The following is a 25,811-nucleotide window of genomic DNA, read 5'->3' as shown; positions in this document are numbered from 1 at the left end:
CTCAGACGTCAGTTGGCGATCATGCGACGCAGCACGTACTGCAGGATGCCGCCGTGCCGGTAGTAGTCCGCCTCACCCGGGGTGTCGATCCGGACCACCGCGTCGAACTCGACGCCGGTGTCGGTGCTGACCTTGACCGTACGCGGGGTCTCGCCGTCGTTCAGCGCGGTGACCCCGGCGATGGAGAAGGTCTCCGTGCCGGTGAGGCCGAGCGACTCGGCGGTCTCGCCGGCCGGGAACTGCAGCGGCAGCACGCCCATGCCGATCAGGTTCGAGCGGTGGATCCGCTCGTACGACTCGGCGATGACCGCCCTGACGCCGAGCAGCATGGTGCCCTTGGCCGCCCAGTCGCGCGACGAGCCGGAACCGTACTCCTTGCCGGCCAGCACGACCAGCGGGATGCCCGCCTCCTGGTAGGCCACCGAGGCGTCGTAGATCGAGGTCTGCTCGCCGGTCAGGTGGTTGACCGTGAAGCCGCCCTCGACGCCGGGGACCAGTTGATTGCGCAGCCGGATGTTGGCGAAGGTGCCCCGGATCATCACCTCGTGGTTGCCCCGGCGCGATCCGTACGAGTTGAACTCGTGCCGCGGCACGCCGTGCTCGGCGAGGTACGTCCCGGCGGGCGAGTCGGCCTTGATGGAACCGGCCGGCGAGATGTGGTCGGTGGTCACCGAGTCGCCCAGCTTGGCCAGCACCCGGGCGTCGGTGATGTCGACGACCGCCTTCGGCTCCCGCTCCATGCCCTCGAAGTACGGGGGCTTGCGGACGTAGGTGGACTCGTCCGCCCAGGCGAACGTGTCGCCGGTCGGGGTGGGCAGCGACTGCCAGCGCTCGTCACCGGCGAAGACGTCCTCGTACGCGGCGCTGAAGCCGGTGGCGCCGATCGCCGAGGCGATGACGTCCTGGATCTCGGCGCTGTTGGGCCAGATGTCCCGAAGGAACACCGGGTTGCCCTCGCCGTCCTCGCCGATCGGCTCGTTGGCCAGGTCGATGTCCATCGTGCCGGCCAGCGCGTACGCGACCACCAGCGGCGGGGACGCCAGGTAGTTCATCTTGACGTCCGGGTTGATCCGGCCCTCGAAGTTCCGGTTGCCGGAGAGCACGGAGACGACGGCCAGGTCGGCCTCGTTGACCGCGGCCGAGACCTCCTCCGGCAGCGGGCCGGAGTTGCCGATGCAGGTGGTGCAGCCGTAGCCGACCAGGTGGAAGCCGAGCTTCTCCAGGTAGGGCGTGAGGCCGGCCCGCTCGTAGTAGTCCATGACGACCTTGGAACCCGGGGCCAGGGTGGTCTTCACCCACGGCTTGCGGGTCAGGCCCTTGTCGACCGCGTTGCGGGCCAGCAGGGCCGCGCCGATCATGACCTGCGGGTTGGAGGTGTTGGTGCAGGAGGTGATGGCCGCGATCACCACGGCGCCGTGGTCCAACTCGTACTCGACACCGTCGGCGCCGGTGACCCGGATCGGGTTGCTGGCCCGCCCGCCGGAGCCGACCGCCGCCGTCTCCAGGTCGCGCGGCGCGTCGGCCGGGTCGCTGACCCCGTTGGCCGGGGAGTCGCTGGCCGGGAAGGACTCGGCGCTCGCCTCGTCGGCGTGGCCCTGCACGCCGAACGGCTTCTCCTGCTGCGGCACGCCCGACTTGCGGCCGCGGTCGCCGCCAGTCTCGTCGGCGGCCACGTAGTCGGTCAGCGCCGAGCGGAACAACGTCTTGGCGTTGCCCAGCGGGACCCGGTCCTGCGGGCGCTTCGGGCCGGCCAGGGACGGCTCGATCGTGCCGAGGTCCAGCTCCAGGCGCTCCGAGTACTCCGGCTCGGCGTCCGGGTCGTGCCAGAGGCCCTGCTCCTTGGCGTACGCCTCGACGAGCGCGACCTGCGCGGCGTCGCGGCCGGTCAGCTCCAGGTAGCGGACGGTCTCGGCGTCGATCGGGAAGATCGCGACGGTGGAGCCGTACTCCGGGGACATGTTGCCGATGGTGGCCCGGTTGGCCAGCGGCACGGCGCTCACGCCCGGCCCGTAGAACTCGACGAACTTGCCCACCACGCCGTGCTTGCGCAGCATTTCGGTGATGGTGAGCACCAGGTCGGTGGCGGTGGTGCCGGCCGGCATCTCGCCGGAGAGCTTGAAGCCCACCACGCGCGGGATCAGCATGCTGACGGGCTGGCCGAGCATCGCGGCCTCGGCCTCGATGCCGCCGACGCCCCAGCCGAGCACGCCCAGGCCGTTGACCATCGTCGTGTGCGAGTCGGTGCCGACCACCGTGTCCGGGTACGCCTGGCCGTTGCGCTCCATGATCGTACGGGCCAGGTACTCGATGTTGACCTGGTGCACGATGCCCGTGCCCGGGGGGACGACCTTGAACTCGTTGAACGCGGTCTGGCCCCAGCGCAGGAACTGGTAGCGCTCCTTGTTGCGCTCGTACTCCAGCTCGACGTTGCGCTGGAAGGCGTCCTCGCGACCGAACAGGTCGGCGATGACGGAGTGGTCGATGACCAGCTCGGCCGGGGCGAGCGGGTTCACCTTGGTGGCGTCGCCGCCCAGGTCCCGTACCGCCTCGCGCATGGTGGCCAGGTCGACCACGCAGGGCACGCCGGTGAAGTCCTGCATGAGCACCCGCGCCGGGGTGAACTGGATCTCGACGCTCGGGTCGGCGTCGGATTCCCAGGCGCCGAGCTGCCGGATGTGGTCGGCGGTGATGTTCGCGCCGTCCTCGGTCCGGAGCAGGTTCTCCAGGAGGATCTTGAGGCTGTAGGGGAGCCGTTCGTGGCCCTCCACCTTGCTGATCTTGAAAATCTCGTAGCTCGCGTCTCCGACGCGTAGCTGGGTCTTCGCACCGAAGGTGTCGAGGCTCGCCACGTCGTACTCCTTCACACCAGCGACCGTGAGTAGTCCTGAGCAGTCTGTCGCACCGGTCGGGGTGCCGCCGTGGTTAGGGGACACTTACCGCCGATCTCGTCGTCAACAAAACCGTACGTCCGTCTTGCTAACTTCGCAACCTCGTGCCATCGTTCGGGACGAGGAGGTGCCACCATGATCCATCACGTCCAGCTCGCCTGCCCACGCGGCTCCGAGGAGGCGTCGCGGGCCTTCTACGTCGGGGTGCTCGGGATGGCCGAGAAGCCCAAACCGCCCGCGCTCGCGGCCCGTGGCGGCTGCTGGTTCACCGGGCACGGCGCGGAACTGCACCTGGGCGTGGAGGACGACTTCCGCCCCGCCCGCAAGGCCCACCCCGGCCTGCTGTGGCCGGACCTGGACGCGCTCGCCGCCCGGTTGGTCGCCGCCGGGTACCCGGTGAGCTGGGGCGACGACGAGCTGCCCGGGCTGCGCCGCTTCCACTCCCAGGACGCGCACGGCAACCGGCTGGAGTTCCTCGCCCCGATCGACTGACTCGGCCCCGGCCTGCCCGGTTACGGACGTTGGGTGAGGGTGAGGACGAACGAAAGGGCCGGCCCCTTGTGGGGCCGGCCCTTGTCGTTGGCTTTCGCCGGGTGGTGCGTATTGCCGGGTGGTGCGTGTCGCTGGGTGGTGCGTGTCGCTGGTGAGGGTCAGGCGGTGTAGCCGCGGGTGGCGATCCAGTCGGCGAGGTTGTCGACGCTCATCCGGTAGGAGGCCTGGTTCGGGTTGGCGGAATCAGCAATCGTCACGGTGTTGCCGTTGTCGCGGTAGCCGACGACGCTGATGTAGTGCCCGCCTTCGAAGGAGTGGGTGGTGCCGTCGGTGTCGGTGGCGGTGCCGGCGATGTTGGCGACGATGGCGTGGCCTTCGTCGATGGCGGTGACGATGTCGGCGCGTAGCTTTTCGGTCTGCTTGTCGTCGGCCTTCGGCTCACGGATCTCGACGGACTGGTAGGCGTCCTTGCCGGTCTCCTTGTTCAGGACGGGGGTGATGTCGTTGATGGAGTTGGTGCCGGCTTCGGTGGTGCCCATGCGCTGGGCCATGCCGTCGACGTCGATGTTCTTGCCCTGCACGCTCAGGGCGTTGCGGGCGGCGGCGGGGCCGCAGTAGTAGAAGTTGGGCTGTGCTTCGTAGCGCACGCCGAGTTCGCGCTCGCTGCCCTTAAGGTCCTGGGCGGCGGTGGTGGGCTTGGCCTCGGCGGGGGCGGCGAGGGCGGTGGTGACGGGGCCGGCGATGGCGCCGCCGGTGAAGGCGAGCCCGGCAGCGGTCAGGGCGGTCTTACGCAGGATGTCGGTACGCATGGTGGCAGCACCTTTCGATCGGGGGTACGCGACACACACCACGGGGGGACCGGTGGTATCGCGGGCTGAGGGAAAGGTCGAACCAGGTACGCCCTCGACGAGAGGGTGGGGCGCGTCCGGGGGATGTAACGACACGGGCCCGGCCGGCATTCCGACCGGCGACCCCGGCCATGTCGTAGGGCTCAGGGGTCTGAGGGCCCGGGGTTACGCGCTCACGGTGGTTACAACGACCCGGCCCCCCGACCCATGCCCACCGGGCGCGTGACCGGTGCCACCACAAACCCCCATCAACCGGACAGCGGCTCGGGGTGGATTGGGGCCTTGGGTGGTCCACGCCCCCGGGACTCCGCGTCGATCATGCAGATGCGGCGCCCCGCACAAGGCGCGATTCCGGGCATAAACCCCACCACATCTGCATGATCGACCGCGCGAGGGGGCGGGCGGGAGGTCGGGACAGCGGGCGGGGAGGGCGGGGCGGCGTCGAAGCGCTGCACTGGATGTCCGTCCTGATCACGTCGGCTGAGCGCGTGGGCGGCAGTGCGTGGACGGTCGCGGGAGCGGGGCGGGCTCGTACGTGACGTCGGAGGGGACGCTTGCGACGATGACGGCATGGAGATGTGGAACAACCCGTCCTGCTCGAAGTGCGCCGCCGCCCGTACCGCGCTCGACGAGGCCGGGGTCGGCTACGAGTTGCGCCCGTACCTGGACCGGCCGCCGGGCGCAGCGGAGCTGGCCGAGGTGCTGCGCCGGCTCGACGCGCGCCCCTGGGACGTCTGCCGCACCCAGGAGCCCACCGCGGTGGCGCTCGGCGTGGCCGACTGGCCCAGGGACGAGGCGGCCGAGCCGCGCTGGATCGAGGCGATGGTGGCCGCCCCCGAGCTGATCCAGCGGCCCCTGCTGCTGCTCGACGACGGGAGCGCGCTCGTGGGCCGTACCGCCGAGGCGCTGGCGGAGGCGCTGCGCCGCACCGCCGCGATGCCCGGCACCGCCGCGATGCCCGGCACCGCCGCGATGCCCGGCACCGCCGCGATGCCCGGCACCGCCGCGATGCCCGGCAGCGGCGCGGCGCCCGGCAGCGGCGTGACGCCGGGCAGCGGCGCGGCGCCCGGCCCGGCGGCTACCGTGTCGGCGGAACCGCCGGACCCGGCCCGGTAGCGCGTTTCCGGACGGGTGCGGCGGGAATGCGCCGCTCGCGGGCGAACGACCGGACGCCGCAGAGGAGGGGTCGGATGCCGCACCAGGGCCTGTCCACCGCCGCGAAGCGGCTCACCCCCGTCGCCGGCGCGCCCCTGTGGTGCGACGCGCGGGAGTTCGGGCTGCGCGGCGACGGCGTGACGAACGACCAGCCGGCGCTGTCGGCGCTGGTCGACCGCCTCGGCGAGGGGTACGCCGCCGACGGGCGGGCCCGGGTCATCCACTGCCCGCCGGGGATCTACTCGATCCGGGACGCCGGGACGGTCTGGCGCAGCGGGGTGTCGCTGATCGGCGCGGGCCCGGGGGCGACGCGGTTCCTGCTCAGCAACGAGGGGAACCGGGCGGACCCCACGCCGTTGGCCTTCTGGACCACCGTGCAGCACGGCGCGAGCCGGGACCGGCACATCGCCGACTGCACCTTCGCGGACTTCGAGATCGACGGCTCCGGCGTGGCGATGGTCGAGTACAGCTACCTTGCCAAGGGGCTCGGCCTCCAGTACGTGGTGCGCGGCGTCTTCCGCAACCTCTACATCCACCACACGGGCGCCACCGGGCTCGGCTGCGACTTCCTCCAGGACAGCCTGATCGACGGGGTGGTCGTGGTCGGTTGCGGCCGGCTGGACAACGGCGAGGAGATGGGCGGCGCGGGCATCGGCGTCGGCATCGGCGGCTGGGGCGACGTGGAGCGCCTCACGATCGCCAACTGCACCGCGGTCGGCAACGGCACCAACGGGATCTTCCTCGAACTCCAGAAGGACTACTGGACGCCGCCGCGCGGCTACCGCATCATCGGCTGCCACAGTCAGGCGAACCGCTTCGGCATCTCCGACTGGGGCGCCGACGGCCTGATCGTCTCCGCCTGCACGCTGACCGGCAACCTGGAGGCGGGCTTCGACGTCTCCGGCAACGGCACCGCCGGTGTGTCCGGCCGGGGCGGCATCATCAGCGACTGCGTCATCGACCGCAACGTCCGCGACGGGATCAGCATGGGCAACACGCCCGGCCCGTACACCGTGCGCGGGAACCGGATCAGCGCCAACGGCGAGTACGGCTACCACGAGCACGACCTGGGGCACGGCTACCGGGGCGCGGCGGCGGGCGTGGTCGTCGACGGCAACGACTTCTCGGACAACGGCCTGGACGCGATCCGGATCGACCGGCCGATGACCGACGCGGTGGTGGTGAACAACCGGATCCGCAACAACGGCCGCCGGTGCGCCCCGGCCGCCACCGGCGCGGGCGAGTCCGTGCGCTACCACCACCGCTCCGTCACCGACCTGGCGGCGCACTGGCCGCACGACGGGCACCGGGGCAAGGTGGTGCGGGTCGGGTCCCGCATGGCGGTGGTGGTGTCCAACACCGACACCGACCTCGCCCTCGCCGAGGTGCGGGCGGATTCCCCGACCGGCTGGAACGAGGACACGCCGCCGTCCGGGGCGGCGTACGAACTGCCGGCGGCCCCGCCGATCCGGGCCGGCATCACCGTCAACGCGCCGTTCGACTCCGCCACGGTGCGCGGCAACCGGATCTGGGACCACCGCGACGAGCAGACCCAGAGCTACGGGCTCTGGATCACCCCGGCCGGCAGCTGCGTGTCCTGCCGGATCGAGGACAACGACCTCGCCGGCAACGCCGTCGGGGCGGTGCGGCTCGACACCCCGCCGGTCGGCGGGCGCTGGGACCGCAACCACCACGAGGTGGACTGACGCCGGAGGCTCAGCGCGCGTCGTCGGCGGGGGCCGTCGCCTCCGCGTGCCGGTCGCGCAGCCGGGCCCGGATCTCCTCCGGGGTGTACGCCCGCCGCCGCCGTTCCGCCCGGGCGATGACCACGCCCGACGCCGCGACGCCGGCCAGTCCGGCCAGCCCGAGGACCTTCCACCACCGCATCCGTTGCCGCATCGGCCTAGGGTAGACCCCCATGAGCATCAGCCTGGACGAGGCCGTGGACCTGACCCGTACCGGCGACGTGTGGGTGTTCCGGGGGCGCAGCATGCCGGACCGGGCCATCCAGCTGACCACCAACAGCCCGGTCAACCACGTCGGCATGGCGGTCGTGCTGGACGACATGCCGCCCCTGATGTGGCACGCCGAGCTGGGCAAATCGCTGCCCGACATGTGGACGGGCACCCACCAGCGCGGCGTGCAGCTGCACGACCTGCGGGACGCGGTCTGCGTCTGGGCCAACCGGTACGGTCAGCGGGGCTGGCTGCGCCAGCTCGACCCGCCGGCCGACGCGGAGATGGAGAAGGCGGTGCTGCGCACCGTCGCGCGCCTGGACGGCACCCCGTTCCCGTCCACCGCCCAGCTCGCCTGGCGCTGGCTGCGGGGCCGGGTCCCGGCGGTGCGGCTGCCGGCGCTGCCGGGCCGGGCGGGAGACCGCGAGGTCGCGCCGACGTCCGACCGCACCGGGGCGACCGCGCCCGACCGCGCCGGGATCGCCGTGCGCGACCGTGCACTGGAGACGGCCTACTGCGCGGAGGTGGTCGCGGTGACCTACGAGGCGATGGGACTGCTGCCCGCCGGGCGGCGTCCCAACTGGTACGACCCGGGCCGGTTCTGGAGCGGCGACGACCTCGGTCTCGCGGGCGGCGCCCGGCTCGGGGCGGAGATCGAGGTGCGCATCCCGCCGCGCTGAGGTTTGGCCCGCCGCCCGGCCGGCAATTGCTCTCCCTGTGAGAGCCCCCACCGATCTGGACACGCTGACCGACTTCTTCGACCGGTACGGCGTGGCGCTGACCACCGGCGACGTGCCCGCCATCGCCGGCTGTTACGCCCTGCCCGGGATGGTGGTGGCCGACACGTACAGCTTCTCGTTCACCTCGCCGGCGGCGGTGGCACTGTCCTTCGTGGGCGCGGCCCCCGACTACCAGGAGCGCGAGCTGGTCGCGGCGCACGCGACCATCGAGGACGTGCTCCCGGTGTCGGCGCTGCTGACCATGGTCGCCGTGGAGTGGGAGTTCCTGGACAGCCAGGGCCGGGCAGTCCCCGGCGAGCGCTACCGCTACCTGCTGCGCTCCACCGACGACGGCCCGCTCATCTGCACGGTGCTGCGGACCGCCTGAGCGCCGGCCGGACCGCGGCACCCTCCGACGGCGGCGGCCCCGCCCATGCGGCGCCTTACGCGCCGCGCGCACACGGTCGCACCATGTCGCCACGGACCGCTACGCTGCCCCGGAGGACCGCGGGAGGAGAAGCATGTCCGGCACACGCCGAACATCGGGCAAGTCCTACGGCACGACCGCCATCGCGTCCTCGCCGTGGATCGTGGTGTCCGTCGGCGTCGCGGTGATGGTGGTCCTGCTGGCCATCGCGCTCGGCGCCTACCGGGGGCGCGGCCCCGCGTTCGACGCGCAGCCCGCCCCGCCGCTGCCGACCGTCGGCCTGGCCGACCCGGAGCCGTCGGCGGCCAGCCCGACGGTCACGCGCTCGCCGCGGGCGACGGCCACGCAGTCCAACCGCTCCACCAGCCGGCCCACCCCGACCCGGTCCACGCCCGCCCGCAGCAGCGCCCCGCCGTCGCCGACCCCCAGCGGGAGCGAGGAGACGGCGCTGGTCGCGCCGCCATCGCCGTCGGGGTCCCCGCTGACGGGCCGGTACCGGGTGGTCGAGTCGTACGCGGACGGGTTCGTCGGTGAGGTGCTGGTCGGCAACACCTCGTCGGCCGGCCGGGCGTGGACGACGCGGCTGACCTTCCCGGGAGCGCGGCTGGGCAGCGCGTGGATCGAGGGCGCGCCACAGGGGACGGCGCAGCGGATCGACGACGGCTTCACCTACCGCAGCGGCGGCGACCTCCCCGGGGGCGCGTCGGTCACGCTGCGCTTCTACGTCCAGGGCACGCAGAGCCGCCCGACGAGCTGCACGGTCGACGGCGTCTCCTGCCGCCTCTGATCGACACCGAGCAGACGCGGGCGTACGTGCGGGCCGCCGTGGCGGCGCCGCCGGACCGGCTGGTGTTCAGGGTGCTCGCCGACGACTGATCCCCGGGCACAGGGTCGCCGCGGAGGGCCATCCTTGCAAGAGGGCTGTCGTGTTACGACTTCGTTTGCAAGGTATTGCAGAATGTTTCGGCAAGAGCTAGCGTGCGGGCCAGCCAGCGACCAGAGGAAGGCGTCGATGAAACCCCCGCCGATACCGCGCAAGGCCCTGCTCGCCCTCGTCTCCCTGCTCACCCTCACCCTCGTCGGCACCCCGCTGGCCGTGCGCCAGCTGGGATCCGACGCCCCCGACGACACCGGCCCGCTGGTCACCACCGGCGCCGCGCAGTGGCGCACCGAACCCTCGGCGGAGGCGCTGCTCGCCGCCGGAAGCGGCCAGGCCCGCGCCGAGCAGTTCTACTTCGTCCTGCCGGACCGGTTCGCCAACGGCGACCGGCGCAACGACGCCGGCGGCCTCACCGGCGGCCGGCTCGCCACCGGCCTCGACCCGAAGGACAAGGGCTTCTACCACGGCGGCGACCTCAAGGGCGTCATGGACCGGCTCGACTACATCGAGGGCCTCGGCACCACGGCCATCTGGCTCGCGCCCGTCTTCAAGAACCGCCCGGTGCAGGGCACCGGGGCCGACGCCTCCGCCGGCTACCACGGCTACTGGATCACCGACTTCACCCAGGTCGATCCGCACTTCGGCACCAACGAGGACCTGAAGCGGCTGGTCGCGCTCGCCCACAAGCGGGGGATCAAGGTCTACCTCGACGTCATCGTCAACCACACCGCCGACGTCATCAAGTACGCCGAGGACAAGTACACCTACGTGGACAAGGCGACGTCGCCGTACACCGACGCGCAGGGGCGCCCCTTCGAGGATCGCAACTACGCCGACGGCAGCCGGGGCTTCCCGAAGGTGGACAGCACCTCGTTCCCGTACACCCCGACGTTCGAGACCCCGGCCGACGCGAAGGTCAAGGTCCCGGCGTGGCTGAACGACCCGACCATGTACCACAACCGGGGCGACTCCACCTTCGCCGGGGAGAACAGCGAGTACGGCGACTTCTTCGGCCTCGACGACCTGTGGACCGAGCGCCCCGAGGTGGTGCGCGGCCTGACCAAGGTCTACTCCGACTGGGTGGCGTCCACCGGCGTCGACGGCTTCCGGCTGGACACGGTGAAGCACGCCAACCTCGACTTCTGGCCGCAGTTCAGCCAGGGCGTCGAGCGCGCCGCCGCGCGCGCCGGCAAGAAGGAATTCTTCATGTTCGGCGAGGTCTACAGCGCCGACCCGGAGATCACCTCGACGTACGTGCGGCGCGGCGGCCTGCCGGCCACCCTCGACTTCGCCTTCCAGGAGGCGGCGCGCGGCTACACCGCCGGCGACGGCTCCGCGAAGGCGCTCGCCGACGTGTACGCCCGCGACGACCTCTACCGCGCGCGGGACACCGACGCGCGCCGGCAGACCACCTTCCTCGGCAACCACGACATGGGCCGGATCGGCTCGTTCATCGCCGGCGGCGGCACCGACCCGGCCACCCACCTGCGCCGCGACCGGCTCGCCCACGAGCTGATGTTCCTCACCCGTGGCCAGCCGGTCGTCTACTCCGGCGACGAGCAGGGCTTCACGGGGCCGGGCGGCGACAAGGACGCCCGGCAGGACATGTTCGCCTCGAAGACCCCCGACTACCTCGACGACGACCTGATCGGCACCGACCGCACCCACGCCAGCGACCAGTTCGACCGCGCCCACCCGCTCTACCGGGCCATCGCGGAGCTGGGGGCGCTGCGCCAGGCGCACCCGGCGCTGCGCGACGGCGTGCAGGTCGGCCGGTACGCCGCCGACGGCCCCGGCGTCTTCGCGTTCTCCCGGATCGACCCGAAGCAGCGCACCGAGTACGTCGTGGCGGTGAACAACGCCGCGACCGCGCAGACTGTCACCGTGGACACCTGGTCGGCCGGCGCCACCTTCACCGGCGTGTACGGCGCGTCGGCCGCCCCGGTCGCCGGCGCGGACGGCAAGCTCACGCTGACCGTGCCGCCGCTGTCGGCCGTGGTGCACCGCGCCGGCACGCCGATCGCGTCGCCCGACGCCGCGCCGAAGATCACGATCACCGCCCCGGCGCCCGGCGCGCCCGTCGCCACGAAGGCCGCCGTCACCGCGCAGGTCACCGGCGACCCGCTGGCCACCGTCACCGTCGCCGCCCGGGTCGCCGGCGGCAGGTGGACGCTGCTGGGCAGCGCCGAGACGGCCCCGTACACGGTGCACCACGACCTGACCGGGCTGGCCGGCGGCACGAAGATCGAGTACAAGGCGGTCGTCCGCGACGGGAAGGGCCGCACCGCGACCGCCCGGTCCACCGCGACCGTGGGCACCCCGGCGCAGTCCGCCTCGCGCGACTGGGCCGTCGTGCACTACCAGCGCCCGGCCGGCGGCTACGACGACTGGGGCCTGTACGCCTGGGGCGACATCGACCCCGCGTACGCGACCGAGTGGCCCGAGGGGCAGCCGTTCGCCGGCGAGGACTCCTACGGCCGGTTCGCCTGGGTGAAGCTCAAGCCGGGCGCGAAGTCGGTCGGCTTCGTCGTGGTCGACAAGTCCGGGAAGAAGGACGTGGAACAGGATCGGACGATCGACGTGACGAAGGCCGGCGAGGTCTGGGTCAAGCAGGGCGACCCGGCAACCTACCCGAGCCGGCAGGCCGCCACCGGCGAACCCGACCCGCCGGTCGAGGACGGCACCGCCCTCATCCACTACCGCCGCGCCGACGGCAACTACGACGGCTGGGGCCTGCACCTGTGGGACGGCGCCGCCAACCCGACGGACTGGGCCACCCCGCTCGCCCCGGCCCGGATCGACGCCTTCGGCGCGGTCTTCCGGGTGCCGCTGGCCGCCGGGGCGACCGGGCTGAGCTACATCGTCCACCGCGGCGACGAGAAGGACCTGCCGACCGACCAGCGGCTCGACTTCGCCGACGCCGGACGCGAGGTGTGGCTGCTCGCCGGCACGCCCGGCCGGCTGCTGCCGTCCACCGCGTCCGCCGCCAGCCCGGACGTCGACATCACGAAGCAGAAGGCGCACTGGATCGACCGCTCGACCGTCGCCTGGCAGGCCGGACCCACCGACGGCAGGACGTACGCCCTGGTCGCCGCCCCGGCCGGCGGGGTCACCGTCGCTGACGGCGAGCTGGTCGGGACGTACCGCACGCTGCCGTTGACCGCCCAGCGCAACGGGCTCACCGAGGCCCAGCGCGCGGACTTCCCGCACCTGTGGGCGCACGGCGCCTTCGCGCTCGACCGGCGGGACCTGGCGAAGGTCCCGGCGGCCCTGCGCGGGCAGCTCCTGGTGACCGAGCGGGACGCGGCGGGCGCCCTGCTCGCCGCGACCGGCGTGCAGATCCCCGGCGTGCTCGACGACGTCTACGCCCGGGCCACCGACGCGCGGCTCGGGCCGACGTTCGCCGGCGGGGTGCCGACGCTGGCCCTCTGGGCGCCCACCGCCCGCACGGTCTCGCTCCAGCTCTTCGACTCGCCGACCGCGACGCCGCGGACCGTCGCGATGCGCCGCGACGACCGCACCGGCGTCTGGTCCGTGCGTGGCGCCCGCGACTGGACCGGCAGGTACTACCGGTACCAGGTCCAGGCGTGGCAGCCGGCGACGCAGAAGGTGGTCGACGCCGCCGTGACCGACCCGTACTCGCTGGCGCTGGCGCCGGACTCCACGCACAGCCAGATCGTGGACCTCGCCGACCCGGCGCTCGCGCCGGCCGGGTGGGCGTCGCTGCGCAAGCCGGCGGCGGTGCCGTCGACCAAGGTGCAGATCTCCGAGCTGTCGGTGCGGGACTTCTCCATCGCCGACGGCACCGTGCCGGCCGAGCGGCGGGGCACGTACCTCGCCTTCACCGACCCGGGCACCGCCGGCATGACGTACCTGAAGGCGCTCGGCGACGCCGGGGTGACCCACCTGCACCTGCTGCCCGCGTTCGACTTCGCCACGATCCCCGAGCGCCGCGCCGACCAGCGGCAGCCGGCCTGCGACCTGGCCGCGCTGCCGCCGGACTCCGAGCAGCAGCAGAAGTGCGTCGCGGCCGTGGCGGACACCGACGGCTACAACTGGGGGTACGACCCGCTGCACTACACCGTGCCGGAGGGCGGCTACGCCGTCGACCCGGCCGGGGCGAAGCGCACCACCGAGTTCCGGCGGATGGTGGCCGGCGTCAACGGCGCCGGGCTGCGCGTGGTGATGGACGTCGTCTACAACCACACCTCGGCGGCGGGCGCCGACCCCAAGTCGGTGCTCGACCAGATCGTGCCCGGCTACTACCACCGGTTGCTGGACGACGGCGCCGTCGCCAACTCGACCTGCTGCGCCAACACCGCCCCCGAGCACGCCATGATGGGCAAGCTCGTCGTGGACTCGCTGGTCACCTGGGCCCGGGCGTACAAGGTGGACGGCTTCCGGTTCGACCTGATGGGCCACCACCCGAAGGCGAACATCCTGGCCGTGCGCAAGGCGCTCGACGAGCTGACCGTCGGCCGCGACGGCGTGGACGGGAAGAAGATCCTGCTCTACGGCGAGGGCTGGAACTTCGGCGAGGTCGCCGACGACGCCCGGTTCACGCAGGCCACCCAGGCCAACATGGCCGGCACCGGGATCGGCACGTTCAACGACCGGCTGCGCGACGCCGTACGCGGCGGCGGGCCGTTCGACGCCAACCCGCGGGTGCAGGGCTTCGCCTCCGGCCTGTTCACCGATCCCAACGGCGACGACGTCAACGGGTCCACGGCCGAGCAGCGGGCCCGGCTGCTGCGCCAGCACGACCTGATCAAGGTGGGGCTCACCGGCAACCTGCGCGGATACCGCTTCACCGACTCGTCGGGCCGGCAGGTGACCGGCGCGCAGGTCGACTACAACGGCTCGCCCGCCGGCTACACCGCCGCGCCGGGGGAGGCGGTCACCTACGTCGACGCGCACGACAACGAGATCCTGTACGACGCGCTGGCGTACAAGCTGCCGCAGGGCACCTCGGCGGCGGACCGGGCCCGGATGCAGGTGCTGGCGCTGGGCACGGTGGTGATGGGGCAGGGGCCCGGATTCGTCACCACGGGCACCGAGCGGCTGCGCTCGAAGTCGCTGGACCGCAACTCGTACAACTCGGGGGACTGGTTCAACCAGATCCGCTGGGACTGCGCCCAGGGCAACGGGTTCGGCGCCGGCCTGCCGCCCGAACAGGACAACCGGGACAAGTGGCCGTACGCCAAGCCGCTGCTGGCCGAGCCGGCGCTGGTGCCGGACTGCGCGGCGATCGACCTGGCCGACGCCCGCTACGCCGAGCTGCTGAGGATCCGGGCCTCCTCGCCGGTCTTCGGGCTGACCACGGCGGAGCAGGTGCAGAAGCGGGTCGCCTTCCCGCTCTCCGGCGCGGGGGAGGCCCCCGGCGTGCTCACGATGACGCTCGACGGCCGGGGCCTCGACGGGCGGTGGAAGTCGGTCACGGTGGTCTTCAACGCCACGCCGGAGACGGCGACGCAGCGGCTGACCGGACTGCGCGGGGCGGACGTCACGCTGCACCCGGTGCTGCGGGCCTCGGCGGACGAGTCGCTGCGGACGGCCTCCTTCGACCGGGCCAGCGGCACGTTCACCGTGCCGGCCCGCAGCGTGGCGGTCTTCGTGCAGCAGTAGCCCGCGACGTGGACCGGCCCCCTTCCGCGTCGCGGAAGGGGGCCGGTCCTGTTCGGTGTCCCGAGCGGCCGGAGGGCCGCCCGTCAGCCGAGGGCGATCAGCCGAAGCAGTTCTCCACGGGGGAGGGGCTGCCCAGGCAGTTCGTCGGCTTGTTGCCCTTGATCGCGGACTTGTCGTCCACGTTCACCTCGCCGCCGAAGTTGAACACCCCGCCCGGCCGGAACCTGGAGACGTTGTCCGCCACCTTCGTGTCGTGCAGGTTGACCCGGCCGAAGACGTTGAAGATGCCGCCGCCGATGCCGATCGGCCCGACGGCCTGGTTCCCGACGATCTCGCTGTCGCGGAACGTGACCTCGCTGGCGAGGTTGAACACGCCGCCGCCGAAGAAGGCGGCGAAGTTCTCCTTGACCTCGGTCTTCTCCGCCGTGACGTGGGCGCCGAAGGCCAGGGCCAGGCCGCCGCCGACACCGGCGGTGGTGTTCTTGGCGATCGTCACCTTGTGCAGGTGGAGTTGGCTGTCGTCCGCCGCGGCGATGCCGCCGCCCGCGATCAGCGCGGTGTTGTCGAGGATCCTGGAGTACTTGATGGTGGTGTTGCCCTCGATGTCGAGCAGGCCACCGCCGAAGCCGATCGTGTGGTTGTTGCTGATGTCGGTCTTGTCGATCCAGACGGTCCCGCCGTCGACGTCGTCGCGGAAGATGCCCGGGGCGCCGTTGGCGATGCCGCCGCCGCCGATCCCGGCCTTGTTGTACTTGACGTGCGACTCCTCGACCTTGAGCACCCCGGCGTTCAGGATGCCGCCGCCGAAGAAGAAGGCGGTGTTGTCGGCGACCGTGGTGTGGCGCAGGCTGGCCTTGCCGAAGTTGGCGATGCCACCGCCGCTGCCGCCGGCCTGGTTCTCGACGATGTGGCTCTTCTCGATGTCGACGGAGCCGCCCGGCTGCACCAGGATGCCGCCGCCGTCGTTGGCCTCCGGCTCCTCCAGCACGCCGGCGCCGGCCTTGGCCGCCGCGGCCTTCGCCGCAGCAGCCTTCGCCGCAGCGGCACCCTTCGGCTCGGCCTGGAGCAGCGGCAGGTACGGCTTGCCGGCCTTGGCCGCCTCGGTGGCCTCGACCGAGTTCGAGTACCGCGACCACACCGCCTCCGCCGAGACCGGCTCCGCCAGCCTCCGCTCGAGGGTCTGGCCGTTCTTGATGGTCAGGCCCTTGAGGGTGAGGTGGCCACCGCTGCCGACGTTGAAGATGCGGAACTGCTCGGCGGTGGCGTCCCGCACGATCTTGGTGTCGTGGCCCTTGAGCGTGATGGGCTGCTCGATCACCGGCAGGCCGTTGCCGTAGTAGTCGTGCCGGGTCAAGGTGTACGTGCAGTCCTTGGCCAGCTCGAACACGCCGCCGTGGTTGGCGTTGGCGTACACGATCGCCTGGATCAGCTTGTCGGAGTTGCAGGGCACCTCCTTCCCGCGCTCCTTGTGGTCCCGGTCCTTGTGGTCCCGGTCCCGGCCTTCGCCGCCTTCGCGGCCCTCCTCGCCCTCGCGGCCTTCCTTCCCGCGGTCCGCGTCCTGGTCGCCGTCCATGCTGACCTGGGCGGTGGCCCACTTCAGGCCGTCCGCACCTACCGCGCCGGCGCCGGTGGCCACGCCCACGGCGGCGAGGCTGACCACGCCGGTCAACCCGGCCACACCACTGGCGAGCCAGAGCTTGCGGCGGCGCTTGGGCGCCGCCGACTGCTCGGAGTCGTTGTTCGTTAGGTAGTTGGACATCGGAGCTCTCTGCCCTCTCCTCGTACCAGACAGGGTCGCAGCGCCACAGGCGAACGTCCCCTGCTACAAATCGGTTGTAGCTCCCGAACCAGACAATATGAGAATCTTCCTCGCCTCGCGGGCATATACGAAAGAACCCCGCATTAGGTCCGGGTTGCCCCTGCCCGGTGCGGACGGCCCGTGCCGGCCCATCCACCGCAGCGACGCCGGTAGGGGAGTCCGCAGGAGAACGGGTGTTCTCGGCGCGGAACAGCCCGTTCGGCGGAAGAGCGGCCACGAGGGGGCCGGGAAGAGCGGCCGCGAGAGGGCCGGAAGGTGAGAGGGCTCCTCCGGCCGCCGGGGCGGCTCGTGGAGGAGCCCTCTCTCTATGTGGTGTCGCTCTCGGATGTTCAGGCGAAGCAGCGGTCCGGGATGACCGTGCTGCCCTTGCAGTTCGTCGGCCGGTTGTCCTTCACTGCGGACTTCCGGTCGATCAGGACGCCGTCGTTGTTGGTGAAGATGCCACCCGGCGGCGCGGTGGCGACGTTGTGGACCACCTTCGTGCTGATCAGCTTCGTCCGGCCGAAGTCGTTCAGGATGCCGCCGCCCACCCCGTACTCGCCGACCGCCTGGTTGCCCAGCACCTCGCTGTCGCGCAGGGTGACGTTGCCCTCGTCGTTGTACAGACCTCCGCCGCCCCCGCCTGCGGCGACGTTCTCCTTGATCACGCTGTGCTCGATCACGGCGTTGCTGCCTCCGCCGACACCGACGCCGCCGGCCTCTCCGTCCGCGTGGTTCCTGGCGACCACGACCTTCTCCAGGGACAGCCTGCCGTCGCTGAAGGTGACCAGTCCGCCCGCGTCCGTGCCGGCGGTGTTGTCCGTGATCTCGCTCTGCGTGAGCACGATGTCGCCCCTGTTGTCGAAGACGCCACCGCCGATGGACGAGGTCCGGTTGTGGCTGATGGTGCTCTTCCACACCCAGACGGTGCCGCCGCCCACCGTCGTACCGTTCGGGGTCGTGCCGTTGGCGATGCCGCCACCGCCCAGCCGGGCGCTGTTCTTCGACACCTTGGACTCCTCGACCCGCAGCACCCCGACGTTGAAGATGCCGCCGCCGAAGCCGCTGGCGCTGTTCTCCTCGACCGTGGTGTGGCGCAGGTTGGTGGTGCCGAAGTTGGCGATGCCGCCGCCGTTCCAGCCGGCGTGGTTCCGCACGATCCTGCTGTACTCCAGGTCGGCACGACCGCCCCGCTGGACCAGGATGCCCGCCCCGTCGGCGTCGGCGGGCGCGGCCGTCGTGACCGCCGTGGCCTTCGCAACCTCCGCGCGCCCGAACGAGCTGACCGGTGCCGGGACGGTCTTCGCGGCGACGGTCTGCCCGCCCTTGACGGTCACGTCCTTCAGCGCCAGGTGACCGCCGCTGCCGACGTTCAGGATCCGGAAGCGCTCGGCCTCGGCCGCCCTGACGATCGCGGTGCCCTCGCCCTTGAGGACGATCGACTCCTTGATCACGGGCAGGCCGTTGCCGTACTCGCTGCGCGTCAGCTCGTACGTGCAGTGCCTGGCTAGCTTCAGCGTCGCGCCGTCGGTCCGGTTGGCGTGGACGATCGCCTGGATCAGTTTGTCGGTGTCGCAGGGCACCTCCGTTACCCGACCGTCGTGCCCGCGGTCCTTGTCGCCGCTCCAGTCGCCACCCGACCAGGCGTTCCCGCCCTCGGCGGCGGGATTGCCGCCGGCCTGGTCGTCGGCCTTGCCGGCCTCGTCGTCGGCCCTGCGAGCATCGTCGTCGGCCCTGCCGGCGTCGCTGACGTTCTGCTTCGGGGCCGACGCCTGGGCGTCGGAGAGTCGCTCGGAGTCGCCGGACTTGTCGTCGCGGGCGGCCAGGCCGCCCAGCGCCGCCAGGCCGACGACGCCGGTCAGTCCGGCCACCCCGGCAGCCAGCCAGAGTTTGCGCCGCCCTCGCATCGGTGTGCCCACGGGCGGGCCACCGTCAGGTCTCGTTACGTCATCGGACATCAGAGCCTTCCGCCCTTTCCTGCTCTCACGGGGACCGCACCACGCAAGAGGCGCGATCAGCCACAAATGGGTTTGCACCCTCTGTGGAACACCGTATGAGAACGATTCTCGCGATGGTGCGTTATCCGAGTAATCCGCACATTCGCCTCAGGCTGGCTGTCGCTCCGCAGCGGGCCGCTACCGGGCAGGGAAGCCACCTGGGCAGCCCAAACACCCGCAGGGATCTGCGCTTTCCGGGCGGTACGCGGGCGGATCCCGCCGGCAGTTCCGCGGCGACAACGGCTCCGCCGGGTGGCGGACGGCGGACAGCCGGTCGCGACGGGGGTCGCGCCGGGCTGCGGCGAGGATGCGGGGCGCGGTCAGCCCGGCAGGCGCGGACCCGCCTCGCGCTGCTCGGCGAGCCAGGTCTCCACCTCGTCGGCGGCGCGCGGCAGCCCGGCGGAGAGGTTCACCGCGCCGGTCGCCGTGACCAGGATGTCGTCCTCGATCCGGATGCCGATCCCGCGCAGTTCCTCGGGAACCAGCTCGTCCTCCGGCTGGAAGTAGAGCCCGGGCTCGACGGTGAGCACGTAGCCCTCGCCCAGCGTGCCGTCCCGGTACTTCTCCTTGCGGGCGTTCGCGCAGTCGTGCACGTCGATGCCGAGCATGTGGCTGGTGCCGTGCAGCGTCCAGCGCCGGTAGACCGTCGACCGTCCGTCCATGGCCTCGTCGACGCCCACCGGCAGCAGACCCAGGTCGGACAGCGCCTGGGCGAGCACCCGCATCGACGCCAGGTGGACCTCCCGGAACGCCACCCCGGGGCGGATGGCGTCGATGCCGGCCTGCTGCGCGGCGTACACGGCGTCGTAGACCTGGCGCTGGAGCGGGCTGAACCGGCCGTCGACCGGCAGCACCCGCGTGACGTCGGCGGTGTAGAGGTTGCGGTTCTCCACGCCCATGTCCATCAGCAGCAGCTCGCCCGGCCGGGTGGCGCCGTGGTTGTGCACCCAGTGCAGGATCGTGGCGTGCTCGCCCGCGCCGACGATCGAGCCGTAGCCGACGTCGTTGCCGTCGTGCCGGGCGCGCAGCGCGAAGATCCCCTCCAGCAGCCGCTCCGACACGCCCCGGTCCGCCGGCAGCGCCCGGGCCACGTCCTCGAATCCCCGGACGGTGGCGTCGACCGCGTCCTGGAGCTGGGCGATCTCCCACTCGTCCTTGACCAGCTTCAGCTCCGCGACGGCGATCGCCAGCTCCCGGTCGCGGGCCGGCTGGCCCTCGGCGCGGTGGCCGTCGTACGGGCGCACGGCCGTGTCCACCCGTGCGTCGAAGCCGCGCAGCACCCGGGTACGTCCCGGCGCCAGGTCGGCCAGCGTCGCGTCCAGCTCGGTCAGGTCCGCCGTGGGCAGGCCCAGCTCGGCCGACTTCTCGGCCAGGGTGTGCCGCCGCCCCACCCACAGCTCGCCGTGCCGGCTGCGGAAGAACTCGTCGGTCAGCCGCGACGACCGGGGCCGCATGTAGAGGGTGGCGTCGTGGCCCGACCCGTTCGGCCGCAGCACGAGCACCCCGTCCGGGTCGTGGTCGCCGGTCAGGTAGGCGAAGTCGCTGCCCGGCCGGAAGGGATGGTCGGTGTCGTTGGCACGTACCTTCTCGCCGCCGGTGGGGATCACCAGGGTCTCGCCCGGGAAGGCCGCCGAGAGCGCGGCCCGTCGCCTGGCGTGGTGGGGCGCCTCGGGCCGCGGGCCGACCGCCAGGGTGGTGTCCCGCCAGCCCTGCCGCATGAACGCCAGGAACGCCTCCGGGAAGTCCGGGTCGTGCGACTCGGTGCCGTCCGCCGGCCGGTTGTCGACGCGTTCCTCGGTCATGTCCCGCTCCTTCCGCATTCTTGCAGGTCAGACCGTACCGCGCGGTGCTGTTGTCCGGTCGCGGGTGGTGGGCGAGTACGTCGCACGGCGCTGTCGAGCTGAGTCGTTTGCGACATCGGGCGGTTGCCCGAATCGTTCACGACATCAGCTCGACAGCGTCCCGCATGCGCGATCCGGCTCCTGGCGACCCGGAACGCGCGGGCCGGGCGGCCTCGGGGCGTGGAGCCCAGCGGTGCCGCGACGCCCGCTCGGGCCGCGTGGAAAGATGGCGACCATGTGCGGACTCCTGGCCTTCTTCAGCGCGCGCGGCGACGCCGCCGCCCACCGCGACAACATCGCCGGGGCGTTGGAATGCCTGCACCACCGCGGACCGGACGAGACCGGTGTCGAGGTGGTCGGCGACGCCTCCGGCCGGTACGCGGACGGCGTGTTCGCGCACAAGCGGCTGGCGATCATCGACGTGGCCTCCAGCCAAGAGCCCCTGTCCTACGCGAACGGGCGCTACCTGCTCACCTTCAACGGCGAGATCTACAACTACATCGAGCTGCGCGAGGAGCTGATCCGGAGCTTCGGCGCGCAGTTCGCCACCGCCGGTGACGGAGAGGTGATCGTCGCCGGCTACCACTACTGGGGCGAGCAGGTGCTCACCCGCCTGCGCGGCATGTTCGCCTTCGTCATCTGGGACCGGCAGGAGCGCCGCGCGTTCGGCGGCCGGGACTACTTCGGCATCAAGCCGCTGCACTACCTGGAGACCGCCGACGGCCTCTACCTGGCCTCGGAGAAGAAGGCGCTGCTGCCCTTCGCGCACTCCAACTACCAGGGCGACGCCGGCATCGACACGGCCAACCTCAGCCACTACCTGACCCTGCAGTACGTGCCCGAGCCCGGCACCCTGCACAAGGGCATCAGCCGGATCGGCTCGGGTGAGTACCTGACCTGGACCCCGGGCGGGCGGATCGACGTGCGCCGGTGGTACCGGCCGGTGTTCCGGCCCACCCCGGTCGACGACGAGCAGCGGCTCTACCACGAGATCCGGGAGACGCTGCGGGAGAGCGTCCGGATGCACATGCGCTCCGACGTGCCGGTCGGCTCGTTCCTCTCCAGCGGCATCGACTCGACCGCGGTGGTCGCCCTGGCCCGCGAGTTCAACCCGAACATCCTGACCTTCACCGTCGGCTACGACGTCCCGGGCTACTCGGAGATCGACGTCGCCCAGGACTCGGCCCGCCACCTCGACGTGACGACCATCCCGACCAAGATCGGGCCGTACGACATGATCGAGGCGCTGCCGAAGATCGTCTGGCACCTGGACGACCCGGTGGCCGACCCGGCCCTGGTGCCCCTCTACTTCGTGGCGAAGAAGGCCGCCGAGCACGTCACCGTGGTGCTCTCCGGCGAGGGCGCCGACGAGTTCTTCGGCGGCTACACCATCTACCGCGAGCCGCTGTCGTTGAGCTCGGTCAACGGGCTGCCCGACGGGGTGCAGAAGGGACTGCGGGCGGTCTCCAAGGCCATCCCGCAGGGCGTGAAGGGCAAGAGCTTCCTGGAGCGCGGCACCACCCCGATCGAGCAGCGCTACTACGGCAACGCCCGGATGTTCACCGAGGAGGAGAAGCAGCACCTGCTGCGCCGCTACGACCCCTCGGTCCGCTACACCGACGTCACCGCGCCGATCTACGCCGAGTGCACCGAGCTCGACGACGTCACCAAGATGCAGTACGTCGACCTCTACACCTGGCTGCGCGGCGACATCCTGGTCAAGGCCGACCGGATCTCGATGGCGCACTCGCTGGAGGTGCGGGTGCCCTTCCTGGACCGGGCGGTCTTCGACGTGGCGTCGCGCATCCCGGTGGACCTCAAGCTCCCGCCCCGCTCCGAGGCCACCAAGTACGCGATGCGCCAGGCGTTGCAGGGCGTGGTGCCGCCGGCCATCGTCAACCGCAAGAAGCTCGGCTTCCCGACCCCCACCCGGGTCTGGCTGCGCGGCGAGATGTACGAGTGGGCCCGGCACGTGCTGTCCACCTCGGGCGCCGGTGACCTGCTCGACCTGTCGTACGCGATGCGGCTGCTGGAGGAGCACAAGCGGGAGGAGGCCGACCACTCCCGCAAGGTGTGGACGGTGCTCATCTTCTGCATCTGGCACGCCATCTTCGTCGCCAAGACCCTCGACCCGGGCATCCAGCGCAACCAGTCCGCCCTGCTCACCAAGCCCGTGGTCGGCTCCATGGTCCGCTGACCCGGCCACCGCAACCCGGGCCCCGCGCCTGGCCGGCGGCCACACGCGCCTGGCCGGCGGCCACGCCGTCGATCAAGAGGTTTGCGTCCCCGGACTGGTTCCCGGGGACGCAAACCTCTTGATCACTTCAGGGTCGAACCTGGGCGCGGGGTCGGGGTCTCAGCGGCCGGAGCAGGTGACCGTGGGCAGGGTGTTGGTGCCGTTGGTGGTGGCGACGAACCCGAAGGTCGTGGTGCCCTCCGGGGCTATCGTGCCGTTGTAGGGCGCGTTGGTCACGGTGACCGACGAGCCGGATGTGCTCAGCGTGCCGCTCCACAGGCTGTTGATGGTCTGCCCGCTGGGCCATGTCCAGTTGGCCGTCCAGCCCGACCAGGTCGACGAGCTGTGGTTCATGATCGTGACCTCGCCCTGGAAGCCGCCGTTCCAGGTGCCGACCACCTTGAAGACCGGCATGCAGTCCCCGCCGTGCGGCGGCGGCGCGGTCGGGTTCGGCGGCGGCGTGGTCGGGTTGGGCGGCGGGGTCGTCGGGTTGGGCGGGGGAGTGGTCGGGTTGGGCGGCGGCGTGCCGCCCGGGCCGACGCCGGTGACCTCGCCGTTGCCGCCGTCGAAGGTGACGTCCGAGCAGCCGAAGAAGTTCTCCTGGCTGTCGGAGCGCACCCAGCGCGAGTAGATGAGGTGCCGGCCGCTCTTGTTGGTGGGCAGGTTGCCGCTGAAGTAGTAGTGCCCGTCGTTGGTGCCGCTCGAGCCGCGTTGCGGCGGGTTGGTCACCGTCAGGAACGGCTCCTCCAGGTCGCTCCAGGCCAGCGGCCGGTTCGGGCTCCAGCTGTCCTTCGTGACGTAGAAGTAGAACGTGCCCGGGTGGTGGGCCCAGTTGCTGTAGCGGAACTCCATCCGGGCCCCGGCCGTCAGGTGGGTCAGCGGCCAGTCGGTGCGGGCCAGGTCGTAGCCGGCGAAGCCCGGGTTGCCGCCGCTGCACAGCTTGCCGTCCGGGATGAAGCCGACGGTCCGGCCGGCGGCGTCGGAGCGCAGCACGCTGAACCAGTTGTAGAGCGAGTTGGCCCCGCTCTGCGCCACGGCGGCGGAGCACGCCGGGTTGTTCGGCTTGATCTCGCCGGTGGACGAGAGGCCGTCCTTCCAGCAGAGGAAGGTGCGGCTGCCGGGGGCCATCGGGGTGCCGTGCGCGGCGGCGGGATCGGGCCCCGCCGTCAGGACGACGGCGCCCGCGAGAAGGGTCGCGGCCGCGGTGAGCAACGCGGCCATACGCGATCGGTGGGACACGGGGGTTCTCCTCACTCGTGGGACGGGGGAGTCCCACGGGCAACGCGCGGGGTGGCAGCACCGGCCGCCCCGCTGCGACGCGGGCAAGACGGTCGCGGCGGACGTGCCCCGGCGCGGATGGCCGGCGTACGTGCGCCGTCGGCGGCCCGACTCGCGGGCCGGTGCCCTCGCGTGGATGTGAACCCGGCGCCGGCGGCGCGGCAGCCCCCGCACCGCCCGGCAAGCGCCATCCCACCACGGCACGGCGACGAGACGCAATAGCCGTTGCTCGATGTGTCAGTAACGGTCGGTGAGGTGCTCGCGGCCGGGCGGCGGCTCGTAGGCCGCCGGCCAGAACTCGGTGACCTCGCGGACGAGACCGGCGTCGTCGAGGTCGAAGAAGCTCGTGGCCGCAAGCTCCTCGCCCCGGTGGGCGCAGCTGATCCAGGTGGCGGCGCGCCGGCCCGAGGCGACCACCCGGACCACCGTGAGGTGCCAGCCGTCGGGGTACTCCTGGTTGAAGCGCAGGAACGACTCCCGGCCCACGATCCGCTCGCGGGTCTGCGGCAGGTGGTAGACCACGTCGTCGGCGAGCAGCCCGGCGACGGCGTGCCAGTCCCGAGCCTCCAGGGCCGTCCAGTAGGCCGATACGGTGGCTTCGGCGCTCGTCATGGCGCGTACTGTGCCAGCCTGGTGCGACAAGATCGGTCGGCGCGCGGCGTGGACGGAGGACACCAATGGGTTACGCGGTGGTGCTCGGCGAGGCACTGGTCGACCTGCTCGACACCGAGCGCGACGGCGAGCCGGTCTACCGGCAGGCCGTCGGCGGTGGGCCGCTGAACGTGGCGGTCGCCGTCGCCCGGCTCGGCGGCGCGGTGCAGTTCGTCGGGTCGCTCGGCGACGACGTCCTGGCAGGGCGGATCCGCGACTTCCTGACCGGCGCGGGCGTCGGCCTGGCCGGGACGGTCACCGTCGCCGCCCCGACCGCGCTGGCGGTGGCCACCTTCGCCGGCCCGGAGCCCGACTTCCGGTTCTACGGCGAGCCACCCTCCTACGGACTGCTCGGCCCCGACGACCTCGACGCCGACCTGGTGGCGGGCGCCGACGTCCTCTACTGCGGGTCGATCGTGCTGCTCCAGCCGCCGGCGCTGGCCGCCGCGCGCCGGGCCTGGGCGCTGGCGTCCGGACTGCGGGTCTTCGACCCCAACGTCCGGCCCCGGCTGCTCGACGGGCCGGCCGCGCTGGCCGGGCTGCGCGAGGTCGTGGCCGAGTTCGCCGCCGGCGCCCACCTGGTCAAGCTGAGCGCCGCCGACGCGAAGCTGCTCTACCCGGGCGAACCCGAGGAGGGCGTGGCGGCGTACCTGCGGGAACTCGGCGCGGGCACCGTGGTGGTCACCCTCGGCGCCGCCGGCGCGGTGGTCGCCGCCGCCGGCGCCGATCCGGTACGCGTACCCGCGCCGAAGGTCGCCGCGGTGGACGCCACCGGCGCGGGCGACTCGGTGATGGGCGCGCTCGTCGCGGAGTTGCTGGCCGGCGGCGAGCCCGCCGACCCGGCGGGCTGGCACGAGCGGGTGGCGTTCGCGCTGCGGGTCGCCGGCCTGGTCTGCGAGTCACCCGGCGGCGCGACCGCCATGCCCACCCGCGCGCAGGTCGACGCCCGCTTCACCCGCTAGGCCGGCGTGCGGGCCGCAGGGCCCGGACGGACCGGTCGAGGGCCGGCGCCAGGCTCTGG

Annotated in this window: 17 protein-coding genes; 9 read left to right on the top strand and 8 right to left on the bottom strand. The window is 72.2% G+C overall.

The features are described from left to right. Nucleotides 1-8: 8 nt before the first annotated feature. Complete coding sequence (locus ACN27A_RS09785) at nucleotides 9-2,864, bottom strand: aconitate hydratase (protein WP_421451695.1); 2,856 nt, start codon at nucleotides 2,862-2,864, stop codon at nucleotides 9-11. 159 nt (nucleotides 2,865-3,023) lie between these two features. Here ACN27A_RS09785 and ACN27A_RS09780 point away from each other — a divergent pair, with 159 nt between their 5' ends. Next, nucleotides 3,024-3,380, top strand: a complete 357-nt coding sequence (locus ACN27A_RS09780) for a VOC family protein (RefSeq protein WP_393168227.1) — start codon at nucleotides 3,024-3,026, stop codon at nucleotides 3,378-3,380. Nucleotides 3,381-3,538: 158 nt separating this feature from the next. Here ACN27A_RS09780 and ACN27A_RS09775 read toward each other — a convergent pair whose 3' ends face one another. Then, entirely contained in the window at nucleotides 3,539-4,189 is a 651-nt protein-coding gene (locus ACN27A_RS09775; RefSeq protein ID WP_421451692.1) for a C39 family peptidase, read from the bottom strand. Between the two features lie 609 nt (nucleotides 4,190-4,798). Here ACN27A_RS09775 and ACN27A_RS09770 point away from each other — a divergent pair. After that, nucleotides 4,799-5,344 carry an ArsC/Spx/MgsR family protein gene (locus ACN27A_RS09770; RefSeq protein WP_421451689.1) on the top strand — a complete coding sequence of 182 codons (546 nt, stop codon included), beginning with the start codon at nucleotides 4,799-4,801 and terminating at the stop codon, nucleotides 5,342-5,344. A 74-nt stretch (nucleotides 5,345-5,418) separates the two neighbouring features. Further along, on the top strand, nucleotides 5,419-7,089 hold the full coding sequence (locus ACN27A_RS09765; protein WP_421451687.1) for a right-handed parallel beta-helix repeat-containing protein: 1,671 nt from the start codon (nucleotides 5,419-5,421) through the stop codon (nucleotides 7,087-7,089). A gap of 10 nt (nucleotides 7,090-7,099) precedes the next feature. Here ACN27A_RS09765 and ACN27A_RS09760 read toward each other — a convergent pair whose 3' ends face one another. Then, on the bottom strand, nucleotides 7,100-7,282 hold the full coding sequence (locus ACN27A_RS09760) for a hypothetical protein (protein WP_091630004.1): 183 nt from the start codon (nucleotides 7,280-7,282) through the stop codon (nucleotides 7,100-7,102). A gap of 19 nt (nucleotides 7,283-7,301) precedes the next feature. Between ACN27A_RS09760 and ACN27A_RS09755 the strand changes: the two genes are divergently transcribed. From ACN27A_RS09755 to pulA, 4 genes are all read left to right on the top strand, one after another. Further along, on the top strand, nucleotides 7,302-8,018 hold the full coding sequence (locus ACN27A_RS09755) for a hypothetical protein (RefSeq protein ID WP_421451684.1): 717 nt from the start codon (nucleotides 7,302-7,304) through the stop codon (nucleotides 8,016-8,018). 37 nt (nucleotides 8,019-8,055) lie between these two features. Continuing rightward, nucleotides 8,056-8,445 (top strand): hypothetical protein, encoded by a 390-nt coding sequence (locus ACN27A_RS09750; RefSeq protein WP_327029026.1) that lies wholly within the window; start codon nucleotides 8,056-8,058, stop codon nucleotides 8,443-8,445. A gap of 133 nt (nucleotides 8,446-8,578) precedes the next feature. Next, nucleotides 8,579-9,271: a cellulose binding domain-containing protein gene (locus ACN27A_RS09745; protein ID WP_421451681.1), complete on the top strand. Its 693-nt coding sequence runs from the start codon at nucleotides 8,579-8,581 to the stop codon at nucleotides 9,269-9,271. Nucleotides 9,272-9,496: 225 nt separating this feature from the next. Continuing rightward, on the top strand, nucleotides 9,497-14,989 hold the full coding sequence (pulA, locus tag ACN27A_RS09740) for a pullulanase-type alpha-1,6-glucosidase (protein ID WP_421451678.1): 5,493 nt from the start codon (nucleotides 9,497-9,499) through the stop codon (nucleotides 14,987-14,989). Nucleotides 14,990-15,086: 97 nt separating this feature from the next. Here the strand turns inward: pulA and ACN27A_RS09735 are convergent, their stop codons facing one another. From ACN27A_RS09735 to ACN27A_RS09725, 3 genes are all read right to left on the bottom strand, one after another. Further along, the gene (locus ACN27A_RS09735) at nucleotides 15,087-16,748 is read right to left on the bottom strand and encodes a right-handed parallel beta-helix repeat-containing protein (protein WP_421451676.1); all 1,662 of its coding nucleotides are present in this window, start codon (nucleotides 16,746-16,748) and stop codon (nucleotides 15,087-15,089) included. Between the two features lie 389 nt (nucleotides 16,749-17,137). Continuing rightward, a complete protein-coding gene (locus ACN27A_RS09730) occupies nucleotides 17,138-18,745 on the bottom strand; it encodes a right-handed parallel beta-helix repeat-containing protein (RefSeq protein ID WP_421451674.1) in 1,608 nt (535 codons plus the stop codon). A gap of 359 nt (nucleotides 18,746-19,104) precedes the next feature. Next, entirely contained in the window at nucleotides 19,105-20,586 is a 1,482-nt protein-coding gene (locus tag ACN27A_RS09725) for an aminopeptidase P family protein (protein WP_421451671.1), read from the bottom strand. Nucleotides 20,587-20,860: 274 nt separating this feature from the next. Here ACN27A_RS09725 and asnB point away from each other — a divergent pair, with 274 nt between their 5' ends. After that, entirely contained in the window at nucleotides 20,861-22,822 is a 1,962-nt protein-coding gene (gene asnB / locus ACN27A_RS09720; RefSeq protein WP_421451669.1) for an asparagine synthase (glutamine-hydrolyzing), read from the top strand. A 159-nt stretch (nucleotides 22,823-22,981) separates the two neighbouring features. Here asnB and ACN27A_RS09715 read toward each other — a convergent pair whose 3' ends face one another. Next, on the bottom strand, nucleotides 22,982-24,100 hold the full coding sequence (locus ACN27A_RS09715) for a lytic polysaccharide monooxygenase (protein ID WP_421451666.1): 1,119 nt from the start codon (nucleotides 24,098-24,100) through the stop codon (nucleotides 22,982-22,984). A gap of 276 nt (nucleotides 24,101-24,376) precedes the next feature. Next, complete coding sequence (locus tag ACN27A_RS09710; RefSeq protein WP_421451664.1) at nucleotides 24,377-24,751, bottom strand: nuclear transport factor 2 family protein; 375 nt, start codon at nucleotides 24,749-24,751, stop codon at nucleotides 24,377-24,379. Between the two features lie 65 nt (nucleotides 24,752-24,816). Between ACN27A_RS09710 and ACN27A_RS09705 the strand changes: the two genes are divergently transcribed. Beyond that, nucleotides 24,817-25,752 (top strand): PfkB family carbohydrate kinase, encoded by a 936-nt coding sequence (locus ACN27A_RS09705; RefSeq protein ID WP_421451662.1) that lies wholly within the window; start codon nucleotides 24,817-24,819, stop codon nucleotides 25,750-25,752. The last annotated feature ends 59 nt before the right edge of the window (nucleotides 25,753-25,811 follow it).

It is taken from the genome of Micromonospora sp. WMMD737 (assembly GCF_049179055.1).
Lineage (GTDB): Bacteria > Actinomycetota > Actinomycetes > Mycobacteriales > Micromonosporaceae > Micromonospora > Micromonospora reichwaldensis.
This window is presented reverse-complemented; position numbering and strand designations above follow the sequence as displayed.

Bases quoted from the DNA above. Each gene is read 5' to 3' on its own strand.
- ACN27A_RS09710 (WP_421451664.1), bottom strand. From the start codon at position 24,751: ATGACGAGCGCCGAAGCCACCGTATCGGCCTACTGGACGGCCCTGGAG.
- ACN27A_RS09760 (WP_091630004.1), bottom strand. From the start codon at position 7,282: ATGCGGCAACGGATGCGGTGGTGGAAGGTCCTCGGGCTGGCCGGACTG.
- ACN27A_RS09745 (WP_421451681.1), top strand. From the start codon at position 8,579: ATGTCCGGCACACGCCGAACATCGGGCAAGTCCTACGGCACGACCGCC.
- ACN27A_RS09770 (WP_421451689.1), top strand. From the start codon at position 4,799: ATGGAGATGTGGAACAACCCGTCCTGCTCGAAGTGCGCCGCCGCCCGT.
- ACN27A_RS09735 (WP_421451676.1), bottom strand. From the start codon at position 16,748: ATGTCCAACTACCTAACGAACAACGACTCCGAGCAGTCGGCGGCGCCC.
- ACN27A_RS09775 (WP_421451692.1), bottom strand. From the start codon at position 4,189: ATGCGTACCGACATCCTGCGTAAGACCGCCCTGACCGCTGCCGGGCTC.
- ACN27A_RS09725 (WP_421451671.1), bottom strand. From the start codon at position 20,586: ATGACCGAGGAACGCGTCGACAACCGGCCGGCGGACGGCACCGAGTCG.
- ACN27A_RS09730 (WP_421451674.1), bottom strand. From the start codon at position 18,745: ATGTCCGATGACGTAACGAGACCTGACGGTGGCCCGCCCGTGGGCACA.
- pulA (WP_421451678.1), top strand. From the start codon at position 9,497: ATGAAACCCCCGCCGATACCGCGCAAGGCCCTGCTCGCCCTCGTCTCC.
- ACN27A_RS09780 (WP_393168227.1), top strand. From the start codon at position 3,024: ATGATCCATCACGTCCAGCTCGCCTGCCCACGCGGCTCCGAGGAGGCG.
- asnB (WP_421451669.1), top strand. From the start codon at position 20,861: ATGTGCGGACTCCTGGCCTTCTTCAGCGCGCGCGGCGACGCCGCCGCC.
- ACN27A_RS09705 (WP_421451662.1), top strand. From the start codon at position 24,817: ATGGGTTACGCGGTGGTGCTCGGCGAGGCACTGGTCGACCTGCTCGAC.
- ACN27A_RS09765 (WP_421451687.1), top strand. From the start codon at position 5,419: ATGCCGCACCAGGGCCTGTCCACCGCCGCGAAGCGGCTCACCCCCGTC.
- ACN27A_RS09755 (WP_421451684.1), top strand. From the start codon at position 7,302: ATGAGCATCAGCCTGGACGAGGCCGTGGACCTGACCCGTACCGGCGAC.